Below are 19,945 nucleotides of genomic sequence, written 5' to 3'. Positions count from 1 at the left end.
GCGGGTTCGTCCATCCGCCTGCCGGTGCGGGTGGCGAACAGCGGCCCGGTGGTGCAGCCGTCCAGGTAGGCGTCGATGGCGTGGGCGACCGATGGGGCCAGCGGCACGGTTGCCCGTTTCCCGCCCTTGCGGACAATCCGGAGAACCCGGTGCCCGCGCTCCACGTCGAGGTCGTCGACGTCAGCGGCCAGGACCTCACCGACGCGAAGACCGTTACCGGCCAGCAGTCCGATCAGCGCGTGAGCGCGGGGGCTGTCGGCTGCTGCGGCGGCGAGCAGGGCGCGCACCTCGTCACGGTCCAGGCCGGTGGTCTGCGAGTCGTCACCGAGCCGCGGGCGTTTGACGTGGGTCAGCGGTGATCGGGTGAGCACGTCTTCCGTGACGAGGTAGGCGAAGAACGATGCCAGCGCGGACAGTCGACGGGCGACCGTGGCCGGGGTGCGGCCGTCGACTTCTTCGAGTCCGCGGGCGTAGGCGTCGACGTGGCTACGGTTTGCGCCGGTGACGGTGATGTCGTGCGCTGCGCACCAGCCGGCGAAGTCCCGGAGGTCACGGGCGTAGGCCGTGCGGGTGTGCGCTGACCGGTAACCGAGCAGCCAGCCGGCCGCGTACCGGCTCAGCGGGTCGGAGTCTTCGGTGGGTGCGAGAGCGGACGCGGCCCGGGTAACGATCTCAGTCACGAACAACAGGATAACCGGCATTATCCTGTATTAATATGATCTTCCTGCTGGCCTGAGTCCGGGACCATCGCTCGCACCTCGTCGGGGCGATCGAGCGCGCCTGCGCGGCCTGCGCGAACAGCGGACACGATCCGGTCGACCACTTCGTGGGCGCCCGGCGCATGGTACAGACCCGAAGATCACGGTTCCAGGGTCCTGGAAGCGTCGGGGCGGTGCAGGGGCTCGATGAGGATGAGGTGAGTACTACTCACGTCATCGACTCGATGGGCCGCCCTCAGCAGACAACGATCATCTCCGAGCCAGGATGAACGTTCGCGGGCGGTGTTGCCGGATGGCGGGCAGTGGGCACGTGCGCCGTGCTCGGGCTCAGCAACCCGCGTACGTCGCTGGCCGTGCTCGATGATGACGAGAAGGGTACGGACACTATCCGCACCCTCGGCGGTGGCTTCAGCGGCGGCCAGGTCGTCACTGTAGGGATGGCCACGCGCACTCCTTAAAACCCCAGCGGGTTACCTGCGTCGAGTTTGTTGTAGGGGGCTCGGTCGAGCTGCCACATCGTGTGCATCGGCAACACCGGGGAAAGCTGGAGTCGCACACACCACGTGTTGATCGACCCCGATGTGAAATGCTCGATCCGTTCGATGAACGCCTCGATGGTGGTTCCCGGTGCGAGGCTCGGCAGGTCACCGATGGTGATCCGGTCGCCGATCTCCAGGGAGAGCAGCGGCTGCCACAACGCCGCGTTCGCGAACGGCTTGAACAGCACGCTCTCCACGCGGACCTTCGGCGCCGCGGTCCGGGCGAGCTTGGCCAGCCCGTGCACCTCTGCCTCGGCGTCCGAGCGGATCGCCAGCTCGATTGACGATCCCTCGGCGAGCTCGTAGGTGTCTATCGAAGTCTGGTCGACAACGGTGATCGTGCCGCTGGTGGTACGGGTCACCTCGGTCGAGTTGACGAGCCGGGAATCGTCCTTCGCCGGCCGTAGATCCTCTTTCGCAGGGGACATGACGCCGGTGAACGTGTACCGGCTGGTCCGGTTCACCCGGTGATGCCGGTTCCGCATGACGACCGCGCCATCCGGGCCCATGTACAGTTCCCCGGCGCCGTAGCCGGTGATGGCCTGCGCGAGGCCGAGCACGGACGTTTTCTCCGCCCAGTCACGGGCCAGAAGATCGGTGAGGCCAACATCGATACGGGTGTCGACGATCGGCCAGTCAGTCAGGTCAAGGACCCCACCGACACGGTTTCCCTCGTTTTCGAGGAAGCCACCGAACCGGCCTACAACATCGAGTGCGTAGATTTCCCCGGCGGGGAGAATCCTGTTCCAGAAGGCGACATGTCCCATGCGGCCCTGGAAGTGGAAATCGAGCACCGATGACCAGGGATGCCAGGCGCCACCGAGATCTGCCCTGGCGGGCATCCCCCAGGTCAGCGGGTTGCCGGTGAGGGCGACGTTCGCGACCTCTCCGCCGTCCAGATAGACTCGGCAGCGACCCCACGTGCCGTCCGTCGGGTCGTAGGTGAGCACCACATTGTGATAGCCGCCGTCCACATAGTTCACCCCGCTCGTGTACACGGTTTCGGACGGGGTAATGACCTTCAGCGCACCGCTGGTTTCAAACTGGATCTGGAATCCAGACAGAAGATCGTTGAAGCCGGGGACAATCTGCCGGAACAGGATCCGGGCGATCGAGATCGGTGGGGCTGTGGAGAACCACAGCATCATCGACCACGGGCCGTCGAGAGCAAGAGCCCCCGGCGCGGACGTCAGGTCCAGCACGTTCCCGGCGCCGTTGGTCGTGTCGACGTTGACCGCCAGCGACGACGATCCGGCATCCGAGTTCCGCCCCATCTCCGTCTCCGGCAAAACCGAGTCGGCACCGAACCCGCCACCACCCCACCCGTATTTCGACGTGAGAATCTGGGCCATCCCGCCCGTGCCGGCGATGTTCCCCGCCGCCGTCGATTCCTGCGGCTCAACACACGGGTAGTACGAGCGTGGGCCGGTGAGCAGCACCTGAGCCCGGTACGGCGGGGGAATCCTCCGTTTCGACAGCAGCCGGAACGCGTCGACCGCGCGGAGCTCGACCTCACTCCAGCCGTGGCCGGGGATCGACTGGTACCAGCCGGTCGCGTAGCCCACACAGATCGGATAGAGAGTGCCGGCGTAGTCGGCGACGAGGGTGACGCGCTGACGGATATCGACGTCGTAGCCGGCCCCGTCCGGGGTGAGCTGCCCGTCGCCGTTCGCCAGCACCCAGGAGAACTCGGACGCCTCGAAGTTGTCCTGGTCGGATGAGCGTCCACGGCGCTCGCCGGGGCGGGCACGGAGCCGCTGGCCGAGGTCTACACCAAAGTAGTGGATCTTCCAGCCGTCGACGTGATGGGCCTCGCCTGCCGCCGCACCCGCGACGCTGGCCCCGAGCTTCCACCTGACCGCGGTGGCGGGGATCTCCGTGAACAGGCCGATCATCGTCCAGCCGTCGCTGTTTGTGTAGCCGGCACCCTCGGCCTGTACCTGGCTGTCCGTGTACAGGTCGACGCTGGCCGAGTTCTGCCACGTCGACGTGACCGTCACGGTCCGGTTTGCGACCCCGGCGGCCGGGCGGACGGGCACCCACAGCAGGCACAGCCGGCCCGCAGCAAGCGTGATTTCCCCAGCCCCGAGAACCAGACTCGCTGATGCCGCCCCGGTCGACCCGCTACGGGTCAAGGTGAGGCTGTTCGCGCCCGCGAACGGCTTGCGGGTGGAGATATCGAAGGTGGTGTTCGCGCCCGCGACCCAGCCGGCCACGCCGGCTTCCATCGTCGAATAGGCCGCGAACGGGTCCCGGAGGAGCACGACGGCATCCGACAGAGGCGCCGCGTCGAACACGACCCCCAGCCGGGGGATCGGCTGCCCCGGCATCCCGGTCTGGGCCAGCGGGGACGCGGTCAGGTAGGTGACGGTGAGCTCGTCGTAGGTGTGGGTGCGCTGCGCGGCGTCGGCGCCGTTGTTCCCGGCGAGCTGCACCCGGCCGGCCGCGGTGGTGGCGCTGTTCGTGCCGGTGTAGTCCCATGCGGCCGGCTCGGAACCGGCGGCGCTCCACACCTTCGCGGAAATGGCGGTTCCCTCGGCGCGGAGCCGTATCCACACCCCACCAGCCGGAATCGTTTTCGTCACGGTCGCGAGGACCGTGCTGGCGACAAGGACCCCGTTAGCGGCCCGAACCGTGTAATCCCCACCCTGCGGGTTGATCTCAAGGAAATAGCCGGCAGCGGGGAAAGCATCGTTGATGCTCGGGTCTCCCCACACCCCGGACCCTCGAATACCCACCACGGTGTGGGATTCCGCGGCCACCGTGCCCGGGGTGTAGCGAACGAGCAGTTCACAGTCCGCGACCGCGGTCATCCCGGATGCGTGCTGCCGGGCCGCCGTGGTATACGCGCTCGTGCCGGTCCGGAGCCGGCCCGCATTCCCCTGAATGTCGGAGCTGGCCCCGGTCCGATGTGCGCTCGTCCAACTGGCGGACCAGGGGTCGCCGTTTGTGCCGGTGAACTGCTCGTAGAAGTTGATCCGCATCGTTCAGGCCCCGAGCAGATCCCGCAGGTCGCCCCGGGCCTGCGCCTGCGCGCGCTGCTCGGGGCTGGCAGCATCGAAATCTTCCCCGGACCACTGCCGACCCGGGGTGATCTCGGCCGGGACGGGGCCGCCCATGATCGCGGCGAGTTGGCCCGCCTCGAACGCGGCGGCGATGTCCTCGGCGGAAGCGCTGTCGAGCCAGCGGGCGTCGCGCTGCTCTACATCGCGGGTTGCCCGCCGTCCGCCGGTCATCCCGCCTCCCGCAGGCCAGCGCCCATGATCCGCCGGATATAGCCGGCCGGGTCCGCGGCGAAAGCCTGGTTGTTGCTGGGGCCGACGTTCGCCGGGGTGAGGTTGGTACCGGCGGGCACCCGATGCGACAGCATGTGCAGCAGCACGCCGAGCAGATCACCCGGTTCGAGGTAGTTGATCTGACGGCGGTCTACCGCTATGGCGCGGTGGCTGTACCCGGCCGGGGCCGCGCCGAGACCGGCGTCGAGAGGTGCGCAGGTGTCGCACTGCCCGACGCCGTGCCGGGACAGAGCGGCCTGCCATTGGCCGTGTAGCTCCTGCCGGGCTACGACCGCTTCGACCAGCGCGGCCGTGGCCTCCACGGCGACGTCGAGCCGGTTGACGATCTCGTCCGCGTCGCCAGCGTGACTGATGATCTCGGCGCGGAGGGCCTCCAGCTCCCGCAGCCGTTCGGCGTTGGCCTCGCGGTCGAGGCGCTCCGCGGTGCGGGCGGCCCGGGCGTCCAGCAGCCTGCCGATCAAGCCTCGGGCTTGATCGGCTTCCTCGGTGCTGGCCGCCTCATCGAGGGCGGTGAGGGCGGTGTTCAAAGCGTCGGTGCTGCTCTTCGTCATGGTCAGACCTCCGTCGGGGTGACGAGATCGGCGAGGACAGCCCAGTCGGTGTGCGCGCCGGGCACCTTGTGCATGACCTCCCTGAGCACACCGGCGAGCACGCCGGTCACGTCGGGCTGGCCTGACGTGACACGGGCGCGCAGGTGGGCGGCGAGAGAGTTGGCGGCCTTGCTCGCGTCCTCCGCCTCGAGGCGGGCACGGGCATCGGAGGCCATCTGGCGGGTCTTCTGGATGACGAGGGCTTCGTACTGGGTGACCATCTCCGAGGTGGTGGCGGTGACCATCTCGTGGGCGAGACGCTCAATCGTGGGGGTCGGGGCTGTCATGCGTGGGGGCCTCCAGATCAGTCAAGATCAGCCACCGGTTGCCGATCATCCGGGCCGGGACCTTCCCCTGCCGGGCGAGCCGAGTCGCGTGCTGTCGGCTGGTACCGGCCCGGCGTGCGTACTCGGAGGCGGACACCTCCGCGGTGGTGGTGTCCTCGGTGACTGCGTTGATCGTGGACTGGACCGGAGAAACAGGTTCCGAACGGAACGGGGCGGCTGGGGCGGGTATCCCGCGCCGGTGTCGGCCGGCCGCGTCGTGCAGCGCGGCGAGCAGGGCACGGAGCTCCGGCGAGACGCCGGGTGCTCCGTGCTCCCGGCCTCGGTGCGCGGTGCCTCGCAGGAGGTCGGCGAGCACGTCACCGGCGAGCCGGGCAGGCACGTGCACATCGTCCCGGGGCGAGGCGGCCCGGGACGCCGCGTCCAGCAGGACCAGCGCAGGCCCCCACAGAGGCCGTGGTGCCGTGTCCAACAATCCCCGGAGCCGGGCAAGCTCGGGGGCGTCAGCGGCGACTACAGCCGCCAGGAAGGCACGGACGCCCCGAGACGGCAGCACTCGCAGATGGCTGTCGAGCCGGCCGAGCTCAGCACGGCTGAGGACCAAGGCGAGCTTGCCGCGGAGCTGTTCCAGCACCTCGGCGTACTCGGTGACGTGCGCGTGTACCAGGTCCAGGTCGACGAGCTCGGCGAACGAGGTCACCTCGCGTTCGGGGATGGCGCGGGCGGGGTCGTCGCTGTCAGAGGTATCTCCCATGGTGATCACCATCCGTGGTAGCTCCGGCTATGCCGGCCGACCGTCACCGTCACCGGCGGCCCCGCGGCCTCAGCAGCGGCGCGCGACTCGTCCAGCAGGGCAGCCGCCCGATCAAGAATCCGCGCGCTGTTCTCGGCCCCTGGCCGGTCCAGCAAAGCCATTGCTTCGGCGCGGGCCTCAGCAGCGGCCTGGTGCAGCCGGATCGCGCGGACGATCTCGGTAGGGAGCGGCCAGTACCCGGCCAGGAACGCCTTCTCGGTGCGGCGCGTCCACCGCCGTACCGACTNCCGCCGTACCGACTGGGGGGTGTCCGGCCGCAGCGACGAGCCGGCGGCCTGCAACAGCCGCTCCCGCAACGGAGCGGGGCCATCCGGCCGGATCCCGTAGGCGAGCAGACGGACGGCGCAGGCACGAGGCCGGCAAGTCCCCCGCTCCAGCTGCTTGATCAGCGATGGGCTGCACCCCACCCGGCGGGCCAAGCCGGGCCGTGACAGGCCAGCAGCGCGGCGGGCGGCAGCCAACCCGGCACCGAAACCGGCGACCAGGCGTGCACGCTCGTCGGGTAGGACACGGCCGGACGGGGCAGCATCGCGCGCGTGCGGGCGAGGGGCCGAACGTTCCCGTTCGGCTGATGAGGTCGGCCGCGATGTATCGACGGGCAGGGAAGCGAGTAGCCGCGGGATGTCTGACGGTGGGAAGCGCACCGCTGTCAGATCCGAGACGGCCCCGGTCTCCCGCTCCCAGTGGGCGGGTTGACCGGGGACCAGGCGGTCAAACAGCGCCAGCGCCTCGGGCGTGAACGCCACGTAGGCCAGCGGGTCCGCATCCGCCGGCGGCGGCCCNCCGCCGGCGGCGGCCCGCCCTGACACGAGTAGACGGTGTCCACCCCGGCGGCCCACAGCGCGCGGATCAGCTCGGCCATGCCCTCGTCGACCTGCACCGGCCGGCCGTCCCGGGTCAACGTGACCTGCGGATGATCGGTCATGCTGCTTCCCGGGGTCCGAGCCTGCGCCGGGTGGGGCAGGTCGGGGTCCGGGGTTGCCTGGCCGCCGCAGCTCGGGCAGGCCCAGGACTCCGGGGAGCGCAGGCCGGTCCAGGGGGCGGAGGCCCCGCGTGTACGGGCCGGCGGGTCGTCCTCGTCCCGGGCTGGGACGGAGAGCCGGGCGCGGGTCATCCACGACCGGACGGTGGTGCTAGGCAAGGGGGCTCCTGGGGGACTATCTGGGCGTGACGGGGGACGAGCAGGTGGACAACGGACACGGGTTGGGGATCGGGCCGGACGAGGCGGGTGATCCCTGGGAACGGTTCGTCGGTGGCCCTGGCGACGGAATCGTGTACGGCCCCGATGGGAAGCCGTGGCGGCCCGGCGACCCGATTCCGCCTCGGCGGGACCGCCAGACCGGCCGAGAGCCGGACCCCAACAACGAGGGCGGCTGACGCACAGGGGTGCCGGCCCCGGGGTGAGCCGGGGCCGACGGAACGTCAGGCGTGGCTGTGCGGGCGCTGGCTGAGCAGCAGAGCCTCCAGACCGCAGGCGAGGTCCGCCCAGTCCCGGACGGTCATGTCTTCGGGGCGACGACCGTCTGCGTGCTGTGTGGTGATCTCCCTCAGTCCGGCGTAGTCCGGGTGCTGGAGGACGTCGTCGCTGCGTTCGGCGACGGCGGCTTCGGCGGTGCTGATCAGGCCGGCGAGGCGGATGATCAGGGTGCGGGCGGTCTCCACGTCGATCTGGTACGCGAGCGTCTTGCCGTCCCGGGCGATCCACTCGTCGGCGCCGTAGAGCGCGAGAGTGATGTACGCCTCGCCGCTCATGTGCTGGTACGCCTCGGCGCGGAGCGGGCCGTCGGGGACGAGGTCGACCTCGTCGAGGGCCCGGATGCCGTCGACGAAGGGGAGCGTGGCGTCGGGTGTCTTGCTGTGCATGGGGGTCCTCTCGGTTGCTCTGGTGGGTGACGAGGCATGCCGTCCCGGGTGGGCCCCGGGCCGGGCGAGAGACGGTCACGCGGCGGCGTCCAGGCCCGGCTGGACCGGGACGCCGCGGGTGGCACGGACCGCGGCGAGCACGAGCCGATGGCGATCACTGGCGGGGAGACGGGCGAAGCATTCCGGGCCGATGAGCAGTGCCCGGCTGGTCGGGGCGTGGAGGAGGCGGCGGCAGCAGCGGCAGCGAGGCCGGCCATCTACGGCGTTCTCCGTCGGGTTGATCACTACTGTCCTCTCGGTGCTCTCGCGTGTAAGTCGACGAACTGATCCCGCAAACCCCGCAAACCCCGCAGCACCTCGTCTGACCTGGTCTTTTGTGAACTGATCTTTGCGGGGTTTGCGGGCTGTGGGCGTTCCGGCGCGGGGTTTAGTTCCCCTGGCCTGCGGGGTTTGCCGCGTGGTCTGCGGGGTTTGCGGGTTGTGGGCCGAGGCCAAACCCCGCACGCGTCTGCGCAGGTCAGCGGCCCTGTTCGTGCCGCCTGCGGGGTTTGCGGGGTTCGATCCGCCGTCCATCGCCATGCGCGTCATGGGCCGTCTGGGCATCCGACCGACCAAGTGGCGATCTTCCTGTGTGGGTCTTCACCACGGCGGAGGACGTACGGCCCGTGGAACCGGCCGACCTGCCCGCGGAGCGTCCGTCCGAGTGACTTCGCGGACGGCACCCCACCCCGCTCGTCGGCCAGGAAGCAGCCCTCCCAGGGGTCATGCGGACGTCCATGGTTGTCGATGTCGATGTCCGCCGAGGCGCGGATCTGCGCGGCGGTCTTCGGCTTGGACTCGAACTTCCGGTGCCACTGGCCGAGGAACACTTCCCACTCGTTGTCCTCGTCGTCCATCGCGCGGACCTCGTCGACGTTGGCGAGGAAGCCGTCGATGTTGTGGTGGGCGAGGAAGCCGCCAACCGCGCGGGCCCAGGGAGTGAACTGGCGCATGACGTGCTCGGCACGTGGTGCGCCGCTGGCGATCCAGTCCATGACCAGCACGAGGAGGTGGCGCAGCACGGTCCGCTGGTTCGCAGGGTCCTTCACCCACAGGTCCAGGTGCGGGATAGCGAAGCCGGTCCGCTCCTCCGGGTGGGGCATCTTCGGGTCCAAGCGGACGAGCACAGTCCGTGTCGCGATGTCGCCGCCCAGCCGCAGGTTGTTGCCGGTGCCAAGCCAGAGCCGATCGTTGGCGATCTGGACGGTGGTGTTCGTACCCAACCGCCGGTCCGACCATTCCGGGGTCGTGAGCAGCAGCGCGAGGTTCGGCGAGTCGATGACAGTGCCCTCGCGGAGGTTATCGAACACCAACACCGAGGCGGCCTCACCGAGCGCCGAAGTGATCGCCTTGCGAAGCTCGGATTCGGTCTCCGGCCACGGCAGGACCCGCTGCCCATACAGCAGACCGATGCCCTCGGACAGGATGGTCTTGCCGGATGCCTGCGTGGTCGCGGTGATCAGGCCAAACGGGGTGAGGGTTCGGACGTACGGCCGGAGGATGTTGCTGACCAGCAGCCCGAGGTAGTTCGCCCTGTCCGCCGGGGCGACCCAGGGGAAGCCCCCAAGGAGCGTCTCGCAGAGGAACTTCTGGGCTTCGGCGACCTCAAGCAGCTTCGGCTCCGCGGGCACCCACGGAAGTTCGACCTTCGGCGCGAAGAACAGGCCGGTCTTCGCGTCGTATCCGGCCGTTTGCAGCAGAGTGCCGTCCGGGCGGAGCACCGGCGAGCCCACGATCCCGTGCAGTGGCCTGACCCCCGGCCAGTACCGGCCGGCCAGGACCGCGGCAAGCACACGGTTCGAAGGGACGGTTTCGATCTCCTGCTCGATGGTCTCGTCCGACTCGCCGTTCTTGCCTTTCCTGGTCCTCGTTCGGACCTGGAACGCGTAGGCGTGCCGGGCGAGAAGGGACGCAAGGCCGGCCGAGGTGAGCACGCTCGGGGCGTAGGGCAGGGGCGGTGGGTCGGGCAGCCCCAGCGGGGTGGAGATGTCTCCGGAGACCCGTTCGAGGTGGACGACCTCCCCGGAAGTGACGTACAGGTCGGGCAGCTGGTTGCCCTCGATCGCCGCACGGAGTTCGCGGATCTGCGCGGCCTCGGTGGTCAGCTCGATGTGCGGCCGGCCCGTCGCAGCGGCCACGATGTCGTGCTCGGTGACCGCGACCTCGGTGCTCAAGCGCGCACCGGTCCTTCGACCGCGGAGCGGATGGTGCGGGCGGCTTCAGCTGGGGGTAGCCCAACCGCCTCAGCGGCCCGGAGAAGGGCATCCACGCTGGTTTCGGTGTCGAGCCTGCCAGCGTCGGCATGCTCGACGACCTTGACCGCGGACCAGAACAAGCGATCGTTCCTGGTGCCTTCCGGGGCGGTGAGAACCACCCTGACAAGCGCGGCGAGCACCTTGTCCGCGGACGCCGTAGATACCCGGCCGGGCGTGGCCCGGCGGACGGGCTGCGGCGCAGGTGTGGCAGCCTGGCGCAGCCAGTCCGGCAGCGGGGCAAGCGGGGCACGGTTCGCCCACTCGTAGTGGCGGCCAGAGCGGTGCACGCTCGGCGGGGACAAGACCATGCCCCCCACGCCGCGGACATCGAGCCCAGGGCCCAACAACCCGGCAGAGTTCCGCACGGAGGGGCCGTCTCCGGCGAGGAACCACAGGTGCCGACCACCGCTGTCCCGGCCGGTCGTCACGGTGCAGGTGGCCACCTCGCCGTGCTGGGCGGTCAGCGCGGCCCAAGATTCGGCCCCGGCCGGCCCGTCGACGTCGATGACGATCAGACCGCTCGGGCCGCAGGCCACAGCGACGGATGCTGCCGGCCAGCGGGTGTACCAGTCGATGATCGTCTCAGGGTCCGTGGTGGCCTCGGTCGCCCAGCGGACGAGCGGGAACTTCGTGCCGGCCCGGACCGGGAACACGTGAATGCCGCGGGCGGCGAGCCCGAGAGCGGCCCGCCCGTTCGGCGACAGATTCCGGGACCGGTCGGTCCCGGTGGCTATGCTCATGCCTGGGTAGAGACCTCTCCGTAGAGGCGTGCAGTGGGAGCGCCGGGCGATCCGCAGTTGCCCGGCGGTTTTCTGTGTCTGGGAGCCCTTCGGCCTGTCTCCCGGCCGGGCTGGGCGCTACGTTGCCCCCGGCCGTCGGAGAAGTTTCCAGTCGGAACCTCGGGTCATGCTGGCCGGCGGCACGGGGTGGCTGGCCAAGATCGGACACGTTCAGGCGGCTGTCCCGGTATCGGTGTCGTCGGCCGGCTCCACGCCCAGGAGGGCCAGCAGGCCCCGCAAGGGGATCACGTACCGGTCCCCATGCTTGATCACCCGCACGGGAAACTCCCCAGCCCTGATCAGCGCGCGGGCCTTCGTGAGCCCCATCCCGAGCACACTGGCCGCGGTCTCCACGTCGACGATCACCGGGAGCGCCCGGAGCTGCCGGGTCGTCCACTGGCCGCGGCGGGGCTTCTTCGGCGGGGTCACGCGGACACCCGGCCGGCGTCGTCATCGCCGAGCACGGCCAGCAGCCCCCTTACCGGCACCTTCCACCGGGCGCCCACCCGGATAACCGGGACCGGGAATTTCCCAGAACGGACAAGCGCGTGTGCGCTCGTCCGTTCGATGCCGAGGCAGGCCCCGGCGGTCGTCACGTCCGTCACGAGTCCCAGCGCCCGGACCTCGTCCAGCGTCCGTGGTCGCACTTGTGCTTCCACGACACAACCTCCTGATCGATTGGGATGTTGTGACATCCATCCTGACATTCGATGCGGGGATCACAGTACACGCCGCAGGGTGTCAGATCTGAGGCCAACTGCGGCTACCGTGTCATCTCGTGACACAACATTCGGAGGACTGGCCCGCCGAGCTGTCCCGCTCGATCGCAACCGAGGTGCGACATCACCGACGGCGACGAGGGATGTCCGCTCAGGAGCTGGCGGACGCGACGGCGGCACTCGGCTACCCGATTGCCCGATCAGTGATCGCGAATCTGGAGTCCGGTCGGCGTAGCAGCGTCTTGGTCGCCGAGCTAGTGATCCTCGCGAAAGCGATCGGGGTCCCACCGATCGTGCTGCTGTACCCGACCGGCAGGAAAGACACGGTGGAAGCGCTTCCCGGTGTCGAGCTTCCGCTATGGACAGCATTGTCGTGGTTCACGGCAGAAGGAGGATACGCAGAAAACGAATGGCTCGACGACCAGAGTGAACCGGAAAGTGATGGCTGGCTGGCCATCCGGCTATACAGAAATCATTGGCAGCTCGCATGGGAGTGGAATGTTGCGATGGATGAACTTTCCTCCATACGCGAGTTCCTCGAAAGCCCTACCCCCGATCTCACCGCCGAACGAGCCAAAGAGCTACGGCAAGCAGAAAAGGCCGAAGACCGCGAGCTGCGGGCGATCGAAAGTGATCTTTTTGGCATCCGCGATTCCATTTGGGAACTTGGCCTAAAATTGCCGACTCTTGACCCGGTACTTGAGATGAGGATGGGAAAAGTAGCTAGAGAAAATGCGAGAACGGAGACACACGGGGAACGCGTCAAGGAGCTACAGCAGTCGGAAGAAAAAGTACCAAGACTAAGAAGTCGGGGGCGATAGTGGAGATTGACGTCAAGCAGCGTTGCGGCTGCCGTGACCCGGAGACGAAGAAGAAGTACCCGAGGGGTGAATGCCCGAAGCGGGGCAAGCGTGGGCACGGCTCGTACGAATGGCGGTTCCGTGTCCCGAAGGAGCTCATACCCCTCGTAGGCAAGGAGCTGATGCGGGGCACCGCGCCCACCCGCACGCAGGCCCAGAGCGATGCGGAGAAGGCCGTCTCACAGGTCCGGGCCGGCCGGCAGCACGTCGGCAAGCTGACCGTCGGCGCCTACCTGGACGGCTGGCTGAGCCGGAAGAACGCGCTACGGCCGACCACCCGGGCCCGCTACGAGCAGTTCATCCGGCTGCACCTGGTCCCGTATCTCGGAGAAATGCCGTTGGCTGGACTACGCGCCGAGCACATCGACAGCGCGTTGAAGCTGGCGGTCAAAGCCGCCCAGAAACGCCCGGGACGGCCGATCGGCCCGGCGACGGTGAAAGACGTGCTGGAGATGCTGCGCACCGCACTGAACGACGCGATGCGACAGCGGAAGCTCGACTTCAACCCGACGGACGGAGTGGAACTCGCCTCCTATTCGGCGCCCGAAGTTGAGCCGTGGGACGCGGAAGACGTTGGGCGATTTCTGGACGAGGCGGCCGGGGATCGGCTCGCGGCGGCATACGAGCTGATGGCCCTGCATGGCCTTCGCCGTGGCGAGGTGTGCGGGGCGACCTGGTCCGGATTGGATGAGGTGGCGGCTGTGCTCATGGTCCGCCAGCAGATAACCCGTTCAGGGTCAGAGATGGGGGTGTGGGCACCGAAGACGAAGTCTGGCCGGCGGAAGGTCGACCTAGCCTCGGTGGTGGTCGGGTCGCTGGCCACACATCGGCTCCGCCAGGACGAAGAGCGGGAAGCCGTCGGCCCGACATGGAACAACGGGGTGCTTCCCGACGAGCATGGGAACCCGGTGCAGTTGAAAGATCTGATCTTCACCCATCCGTCGGGCCGACACTTGGCCCCGGAGTACCTGACTCGGCAAATGCAGCGCATCGCCCGGCGGGTGGGCCTGCTGTCGAACGTTCGCGAGCTTGCCCCGGCCGGGTCGACCACGTTCGTCGTCGGCAAGCGGTACAGGCCAGCGGAGGGTACGTGGACGCTGTACAAGGCCCGTGAGCCGATCGGTGAGGTGACCGTGCTCCGCGCGGAAGGGCTACACGGGTCCCGTGCCCTGCTGCACCTCGCCGCGCCGCTGACGGTCGACCTGGGGGTGTGCGACGAGATCGGGGATCGTCTGCTCTCCCCCAAGCGGCTACACGACCTGCGGCATGGGTCGGCGTCGATCCTTCTCGGTGAAGGGGTGGACATCACGACCGTGTCCAAGATCCTCGGTCACTCTTCGACGTCGATGACCGGTAACACGTACGCGCATCTGCTCCGATCGACGGGGCAGGCTGCGGCGGAGACGATCGCCGCGGCGATCCCCCGCCGGACGCCGCGTGCGCACCCTGTGCGCACCAGCGCGGGTGACGGTGGCGGGATCGTGGAGGGTGGTGCTGTTGCGCCTGGTCAGGGGCCCATCCGTTCAGGACGGACCCCCGCCGACAGCGTGGAGGTGGCGGGAATCGAACCCGCGTCCTCCGGCCCCGCAACAGGGCTTCTCCGGGCGCAGCCTGCTTGTTGTTTCTCAGCCCCACCGGTCACGCAGGCAAGCCGGTGTGGGCTCAGTCACTGTGAGGTGTTCCTTGCCGATCCCGTGACCGGATCAGAAGGTGATCCTCCTGGCGACGCCAGATCCTGAGCCGGAGGCACTCTCAGGCTGACGGCTACTTGATCCCGCTCAGGCCGCGAGGGCGAAAGTGCGGGGTGTAGCAGACTGCGACTTGTTGGCAGTTGTTTCTTCGAGCGGATCGTTTACGAGATAACCGCTCATCCTCGGCCCGCTTCCCCTATCCCGACGTCCGAAGTCGAAACCGGTCACCCCCGTGTCATGTGCGCTCACAGCGTGAACTCACGGCGTGAACTCACAGCGTGCTAGTCGATACTGGTACCGGAGCTATCTTACCCGAGCCACCGTATGGCGACCCACCTGGCCAACGTCGAACACGCCGGCCGTGTTCCCGCCGGCAGACCGCTGAAGTTCGGGGACACCACTCGGTTCGGGTACGCGGCCGGGCAGGCACGTCGACCGGTTCGCGGTGGCACGGATCGCGCGGGGATCCGGCGAGGATTCAGTCGTCGCGGCCCTTGGCCCGCCGTCCCAGGACCCGGGAGACCTCGCGTGACGCGTCCCGTTCGGCGAGCGCCTGGCGCTTGTCGTAGGTCTTGCGGCCCCGGGCCAGCGCGATCTCCACCTTGGCCCGGCCGTCCTTGAAGTACAGGGCCAGCGGGACGAGGGTGAGGCCGCCCTCCCGGGTCTTGCCGACCAGCTTGGAGATCTCGTCGCGGTGCAGCAGCAGCTTGCGACGCCGCCGCGGGGCATGGTTCGTCCACGTGCCCTCGGTGTACTCGGGGATGTGCACGCCGTGCAGCCACGCCTCCCCGTCGCTGATCTGCGCGAAGGCATCCACCAGGGATGCCCGGCCCGCGCGCAGCGACTTCACCTCGGTGCCCTGCAACACGATCCCGGCCTCGATGGTGTCGAGGATGGTGTAGTCGTGCCGGGCACGCCGGTTCTGCGCAACCAGCTTCCGGCCGGTCTCCTTGGCCACGTTCGGGGTACCTCATTCTTTCCTACCAGGTTCCACCGAGGTTACGCCGCCGCCGACCGGCCACGCGGAAGCACAGCGATCACGCCGCCGCCGGCCGTCCGGCGGCCCCTTGAGGGTCGGCCAGCCTTCCAGCCCGCTACCTAAACGTGCAGGTGGCGGCGCAGCGCGACAAAAGCCATCGCCGCGGACGCCCCGGTGCCGATCAGCAGGACGCCGACCGCGACAGCCCACACCGCCTCCCAGCCGAAAAGCGGGAACGCGGTCTGGCGGGCGAACCGGTGGTCCACGAGGTAGATCTTGCCCGCGATCAGCGCGGCCGCGGCGAACAGGCCGCCGGCCATCCCGGCGACGGCGCTCTCCAGCACGAACGGGGCCCGGATCGTCCCGTTCGTCGCCCCCACCAGGCGCATGATCGCGGTTTCCCGCCGCCGGCCGTGCGCGGAAACCCGGATCATCGTGTAGATCAGCGCGAACGCGGCCAGCGCCTGGACGGCGGCGAGCGCGAACGCCCCGATGGTGCAGGCGTCCAGGATCCGGTAGAGCGGAGCGAGCAGAGCACGCTGATCACGGACCCGGTCGACCCCGTCCCGTCCGGTGTAATAGGTGATGATCTCGCCGGCTCGGCGCGGGTCGGCGAGCGTGAGACGGAACGAGGCGGGCAGGTCGGCCGCGCTCACCCCGCTGACGATGTCGGGCGAGTTGCGGAAGTCGTGTCTGAAACGCGCGAACGCCTGCGCCTTGTCCTCGTAGCGGACGTTCTGCACCAGGGGGTCGGCACGCAGGTCGGCCGCGAGGGTGTCGCGTTCGGCACCGGAGATGCCGTCGTCGAGGTCGATGACGACCTGGATGCGGTCCAGCAGGAAGCCGTCGACGGTGTGGACCTGGGCCCGCAGCAGCAGCCCGGCGCCGAGCAGGGTCAGGCAGATGGTCACGGCGACGATCACCGCGACGGACGTCGCCAGGTTACGCCGCAGGCTGGTGACGCCGATTGCGAGCAGCGCCCCGGCACGCATCCCGGTCATGTCCTCGTTGCCGCCGGCCGGCGGCCTGGGAAGCCGGAGCCTCCAGAACCCACCGGGCCCGCCCACGCTGTCAGTCCTGTTCCTCCTGCCCGACCCGCCCGACCCGCCCGACCCGTCTGGCCCGCCTGGCCCGCCTGGCCTGTCGGGCTTACCAGGTTCGCCGGTCCCGCCGGGCTTGGTGGTCACGGCGTCAGAGGGTTGGCTCGTAGCCGCCGGATGCCTGGTCACGCACGAGCGTCCCGTGCTCGAGCTCGACGACCCGTCGGCGCATGGTGTCCACCAGGGCGGCGTTGTGGGTGGCCATGACGACTGTCGTTCCCACCCGGTTGATCGCTCCCAACAGGTTCATGATCCCGGCTCCGGTGGCCGGGTCGAGATTGCCGGTGGGCTCGTCGGCGAGCAGCACCTGGGGACGCGCGACCAGGGCCCGGGCCACCGCGACCCGTTGCTGCTCGCCGCCGGAAAGCTCGTCGGGGTAGCGGTTCTCCTTGCCTGCGAGCCCGACCAGATCGAGTACTTCGGGCACGACCGTGCGGACCACGTGCCGCGGACGGCCGGTGACGTCCATGGCGAAGGCGACGTTGCCCGCGGCGGTCCGGTCCGCAAGCAGCCGGAAGTCCTGGAAGACACAGCCGACCTGGCGGCGCAGCAGCGGTACCCGACGGTCGGGGATGCTCGCCACGTCACGGCCGGCGAACTCGACCACCCCGGAGGTGGGCCGCTCCTCCCGCAGCAGCAGCCGCAGCAAAGTGGACTTTCCCGAGCCGGACGGGCCGACCAGGAAGACGAACTCCCCCGCGCCGATCTCGAGGTTGATGTCGTCCAGGGCGGGCCGCGTGCCGCTGTGGTAGCTCTTGGTAACTGATGTCATACGTACCATCGCGGATGTCCCCGGCTTCCGCGGATCCGCGGATGCGCTGCCGTGCCCGCTCCTGGCTTCGGGCATGCAGGTTCCCCGACCGCTGGCGAGGCGATCCCCAGGGCGTGACGACTCCACCATCGCGCCCGTCCCTTCACCCAAAGTCATGATTGCATGTCCCTTAAGCAGAGAGAATCCATATAGATACTCTGAGTCATCGATCGATACTAAGGCAAGATCCCCCCGTAGTTACCCAACGCACATGTCTGGATGTCGACATGCTGGTGCGCGGCGCGCGCCGACGGGACACGCGACGGCATGGACGATCACGCTCCGGTTACGGCTCGACTCTGACCTGGCCACGACCGACCGCGAATCGGTCACAGTTTGACCAGGTTCTGGTCACGGCCCGCACTGCCACCGCCGGTGCGAACGAGCATCCGGTGAGCGGGTAAGTGGACAGGGTCGATCGCTCGTCCGATAGTGGAACTTTCTTTGACCGCCAGACATTGGGCGGGGCAGACATTGCGCGGGGCAGGACAGGCCGTGCACGCGGCGGCCGGCTGTTCGCCGCCATCGCTCGCCAGCCGGACACAAGGCAGCCGGATGCAGGGCAACCGGACGCAAGGGAGGTCGACGGCATGTGCTGCGAGGACCTGGTATGCGCCCGATGCGCCGGACCAGTGGCCGAGGCTCGGTGCCCGTCCTGCCGGTCGGCCCGTGACTCGATGCACCACGCATCCTTCACGATCACTCCGCAGCTGCTGATCGCTGTTGTGGCGGTACTCCTGATACTCGCCCTGCTGGCCGCCCACCACGGCTGAGCCGGGAGCTGGGCTGCCCTGCCCCCGCTCGGCGTCCGTGCGTTCCAAGGCACGCACACCGAGGCACGCACAGCGTGAGCGGAACGTTGGACGGGTAGCCCGCACTGGATGCGACGCACCGTCGCCGGCCCGGCCGTCAGGACGTCGACCGTGAGGAGAGCAGATGCCGTCTGTCAGCATGCTGCGGCCGCGCGGCCGCGCCGACCGAGCGGCGGGCGGTCATGGTCCCATCCGCGGCACCCTGCTCGCCCGCATGGCTGTAGCTCTTGTTGGGCTGGCCGGCATCGTCCTTGCCGGCTGCGGCTCGACCGACACCTCCCAGGCGGACGATCTCGCGGGCACATCCACCGGCTCCGGTCAGAACGGTTCACAGCGGCCGGAGACGGTTGCCAGCGGGTTGCGGACGCCCTGGGGCCTGGCGTTCCTTCCCGATCGTTCCGCGCTGGTAGCCGAACGCGACAGCGGCCGCATCGTGCACGTGCCGGCGAACGGCGGCGCGCCCACCGAGATCATGCGCATTCCTGACGTCGCGACCGGCTCCGGTGAAGGCGGTCTGCTCGGCCTGGCGGTCTCCCCCGGCTATGTCACCGACCATCTCGTGTACGCCTACTACACCACCGCCACCGACAACCGGATCGTGAGATTCCCGCTGCCGTTGGGCGATACACCACCCGCGGCCGTCGAACCAATTCTCACCGGGATCGCGAAGGCCACGGTCCACAATGGTGGACGTATCGCGTTCGGGCCCGACGGCATGCTCTACGCCGGTACGGGTGACGCTTCGGAAAGGAGCAGGGCGCAGGACGCGTCCAGCCTGAACGGCAAGATTCTGCGGATGCGTCCCGACGGTTCGGCGCCGGCCGACAACCCCGACCCGCGTTCGCTCGTGTACAGCCTCGGCCATCGCAATGTCCAGGGCCTGGCCTGGGACTCCACCGGTCGGCTGTGGGCCACCGAGTTCGGCCAGAACACCTACGACGAGGTCAATCTGATCGAGGCCGGGCACAACTACGGATGGCCTCTTGTCGAGGGCAGGAGTGACACCGATGGCAACCGATTCACCAATCCCTTCGTCACCTGGAAACCCGCCGAGTCCTCCCCGAGTGGGGCCGCGATCATCGGCGATACCCTGTATGTGGCCGCGCTCCGCGGCGAGCGGCTTTGGGCTGTTCCCCTCGACGGGAAGGGCGCCGGCACACCCTACGCTCTGCTGGATGGCGAAGCCGGGCGCCTGCGCACCGCCGTGGCCGCTCCCGACGGATCACTGTGGATTACAACCAGCAACACGGATGGACGTGGTTCACCACGTGACGGCGATGACAGAATTCTGCGGCTCACCTCGTTCTGATCGCCGCGAACCGATTCCGGCCACCATGAACCGGCCCCGGCGGACAGTCTGATGACGTCCCGGCTGTCACCGATGACGTCCCGGCTGCCGGGATCTCCAGGCGGATACGGACCAGGGCTGCCCAGCCGCCGCGTGACGCTGCCCACCAGCGCGTCCGGCCAGAACTGCACCGACGCCCGGACGGCGGACCATGGCATGACCAGCCACGGCATGACAGAACGTGACACCCACGCCCTCGACTGGCCCGAACCCACGCATGCCGGCGGTCCCGCCGGCGATCCGGCCTGTGCGGGCTGGACGCTGCGCTACCCCACCGGCACGGTGCTGATCGTGGCCGGCATCCCCGGGGCCGGCAAGAGCACGCTCATCCGGCGCGTGTTCGGCGGCAGCACGGACCCGCGGACACAGGCGTGGGGCACCGGGCCGCTGGTACTGGACTCCGCCGACATCCGGACCGCGTTACGGGCCCGGCTCGGGCCGCGCCTG

18 protein-coding genes, 1 other RNA gene and 2 pseudogenes are annotated in these 19,945 nt (G+C 68.9%); 4 read left to right on the top strand and 17 right to left on the bottom strand.

Annotated features, from left to right (window positions below; translation table 11 throughout):
• Positions 1-80 precede the first annotated feature (80 nt).
• The 7 genes and pseudogenes from FrCorBMG51_RS33625 to FrCorBMG51_RS28060 form a co-directional block, all read right to left on the bottom strand.
• Positions 81-701, bottom strand: a pseudogene (locus tag FrCorBMG51_RS33625) (tyrosine-type recombinase/integrase); the annotation flags it as partial.
• A 472-nt stretch (positions 702-1,173) separates the two neighbouring features.
• Positions 1,174-4,242, bottom strand: coding sequence for a LamG-like jellyroll fold domain-containing protein (locus FrCorBMG51_RS08430; RefSeq protein WP_047222539.1), 3,069 nt, complete (start codon positions 4,240-4,242; stop codon positions 1,174-1,176).
• A gap of 3 nt (positions 4,243-4,245) precedes the next feature.
• The gene (locus tag FrCorBMG51_RS08425) at positions 4,246-4,494 is read right to left on the bottom strand and encodes a hypothetical protein (protein ID WP_047222538.1); all 249 of its coding nucleotides are present in this window, start codon (positions 4,492-4,494) and stop codon (positions 4,246-4,248) included.
• Complete coding sequence (locus FrCorBMG51_RS24905) at positions 4,491-5,105, bottom strand: hypothetical protein (protein WP_052914482.1); 615 nt, start codon at positions 5,103-5,105, stop codon at positions 4,491-4,493. Before FrCorBMG51_RS24905 ends, FrCorBMG51_RS08425 begins: the two co-directional genes overlap by 4 nt.
• A 2-nt stretch (positions 5,106-5,107) precedes the next feature.
• Positions 5,108-5,431 carry a hypothetical protein gene (locus tag FrCorBMG51_RS08420; protein WP_047222537.1) on the bottom strand — a complete coding sequence of 108 codons (324 nt, stop codon included), beginning with the start codon at positions 5,429-5,431 and terminating at the stop codon, positions 5,108-5,110.
• Complete coding sequence (locus FrCorBMG51_RS08415; protein ID WP_139342371.1) at positions 5,406-6,182, bottom strand: helix-turn-helix domain-containing protein; 777 nt, start codon at positions 6,180-6,182, stop codon at positions 5,406-5,408. Before FrCorBMG51_RS08415 ends, FrCorBMG51_RS08420 begins: the two co-directional genes overlap by 26 nt.
• A 5-nt stretch (positions 6,183-6,187) precedes the next feature.
• Positions 6,188-6,886 carry a helix-turn-helix domain-containing protein gene (locus FrCorBMG51_RS28060; protein WP_235433433.1) on the bottom strand — a complete coding sequence of 233 codons (699 nt, stop codon included), beginning with the start codon at positions 6,884-6,886 and terminating at the stop codon, positions 6,188-6,190.
• A gap of 523 nt (positions 6,887-7,409) precedes the next feature.
• Here FrCorBMG51_RS28060 and FrCorBMG51_RS08400 point away from each other — a divergent pair.
• Positions 7,410-7,619, top strand: a complete 210-nt coding sequence (locus tag FrCorBMG51_RS08400) for a hypothetical protein (RefSeq protein WP_139342373.1) — start codon at positions 7,410-7,412, stop codon at positions 7,617-7,619.
• Between the two features lie 45 nt (positions 7,620-7,664).
• On the opposite strand, the gene FrCorBMG51_RS08395 is transcribed toward FrCorBMG51_RS08400, so the two are convergent.
• The 6 genes from FrCorBMG51_RS08395 to FrCorBMG51_RS08370 form a co-directional block, all read right to left on the bottom strand.
• A complete protein-coding gene (locus FrCorBMG51_RS08395) occupies positions 7,665-8,105 on the bottom strand; it encodes a hypothetical protein (RefSeq protein ID WP_047222532.1) in 441 nt (146 codons plus the stop codon).
• A 75-nt stretch (positions 8,106-8,180) separates the two neighbouring features.
• The gene (locus tag FrCorBMG51_RS08390) at positions 8,181-8,390 is read right to left on the bottom strand and encodes a DUF6011 domain-containing protein (protein ID WP_047222531.1); all 210 of its coding nucleotides are present in this window, start codon (positions 8,388-8,390) and stop codon (positions 8,181-8,183) included.
• Between the two features lie 299 nt (positions 8,391-8,689).
• Entirely contained in the window at positions 8,690-10,318 is a 1,629-nt protein-coding gene (locus FrCorBMG51_RS08385; RefSeq protein WP_200902380.1) for a hypothetical protein, read from the bottom strand.
• Positions 10,315-11,139, bottom strand: a complete 825-nt coding sequence (locus FrCorBMG51_RS08380; protein WP_047222530.1) for a bifunctional DNA primase/polymerase — start codon at positions 11,137-11,139, stop codon at positions 10,315-10,317. The genes FrCorBMG51_RS08385 and FrCorBMG51_RS08380 overlap by 4 nt, the downstream gene beginning before the upstream one ends.
• Positions 11,140-11,349: 210 nt before the next feature.
• A complete protein-coding gene (locus FrCorBMG51_RS08375) occupies positions 11,350-11,607 on the bottom strand; it encodes a helix-turn-helix domain-containing protein (protein ID WP_047222529.1) in 258 nt (85 codons plus the stop codon).
• Positions 11,604-11,837 (bottom strand): hypothetical protein, encoded by a 234-nt coding sequence (locus tag FrCorBMG51_RS08370; protein WP_047222528.1) that lies wholly within the window; start codon positions 11,835-11,837, stop codon positions 11,604-11,606. Before FrCorBMG51_RS08370 ends, FrCorBMG51_RS08375 begins: the two co-directional genes overlap by 4 nt.
• Positions 11,838-11,956: 119 nt before the next feature.
• Here FrCorBMG51_RS08370 and FrCorBMG51_RS28050 point away from each other — a divergent pair, with 119 nt between their 5' ends.
• Both FrCorBMG51_RS28050 and FrCorBMG51_RS08365 read left to right on the top strand, forming a co-directional pair.
• The gene (locus FrCorBMG51_RS28050) at positions 11,957-12,718 is read left to right on the top strand and encodes a helix-turn-helix domain-containing protein (RefSeq protein ID WP_076844138.1); all 762 of its coding nucleotides are present in this window, start codon (positions 11,957-11,959) and stop codon (positions 12,716-12,718) included.
• A 161-nt stretch (positions 12,719-12,879) separates the two neighbouring features.
• Positions 12,880-14,073 (top strand): annotated as a pseudogene (locus FrCorBMG51_RS08365) (site-specific integrase); the annotation flags it as partial.
• A 229-nt stretch (positions 14,074-14,302) separates the two neighbouring features.
• Here FrCorBMG51_RS08365 and ssrA read toward each other — a convergent pair.
• The 4 genes from ssrA to ftsE all read right to left on the bottom strand — a co-directional run bounded on the left by ssrA (position 14,303) and on the right by ftsE (position 17,308).
• Positions 14,303-14,680: a transfer-messenger RNA gene (ssrA, locus tag FrCorBMG51_RS26490) on the bottom strand.
• A 246-nt stretch (positions 14,681-14,926) separates the two neighbouring features.
• A complete protein-coding gene (gene smpB, locus FrCorBMG51_RS08360; RefSeq protein WP_047222527.1) occupies positions 14,927-15,406 on the bottom strand; it encodes an SsrA-binding protein SmpB in 480 nt (159 codons plus the stop codon).
• A 140-nt stretch (positions 15,407-15,546) separates the two neighbouring features.
• Entirely contained in the window at positions 15,547-16,419 is an 873-nt protein-coding gene (gene ftsX / locus FrCorBMG51_RS08355) for a permease-like cell division protein FtsX (RefSeq protein WP_047222585.1), read from the bottom strand.
• A gap of 199 nt (positions 16,420-16,618) precedes the next feature.
• Positions 16,619-17,308 (bottom strand): cell division ATP-binding protein FtsE, encoded by a 690-nt coding sequence (gene ftsE / locus FrCorBMG51_RS08350; protein WP_047222526.1) that lies wholly within the window; start codon positions 17,306-17,308, stop codon positions 16,619-16,621.
• A gap of 966 nt (positions 17,309-18,274) precedes the next feature.
• On the opposite strand from ftsE, the gene FrCorBMG51_RS08340 reads away from it, so the two are divergent.
• Positions 18,275-19,459, top strand: a complete 1,185-nt coding sequence (locus FrCorBMG51_RS08340) for a PQQ-dependent sugar dehydrogenase (RefSeq protein WP_047222524.1) — start codon at positions 18,275-18,277, stop codon at positions 19,457-19,459.
• The last annotated feature ends 486 nt before the right edge of the window (positions 19,460-19,945 follow it).

The sequence above is a fragment of the Protofrankia coriariae genome, assembly GCF_001017755.1.
Lineage (GTDB): Bacteria > Actinomycetota > Actinomycetes > Frankiales > Frankiaceae > Protofrankia > Protofrankia coriariae.
This window is presented reverse-complemented; position numbering and strand designations above follow the sequence as displayed.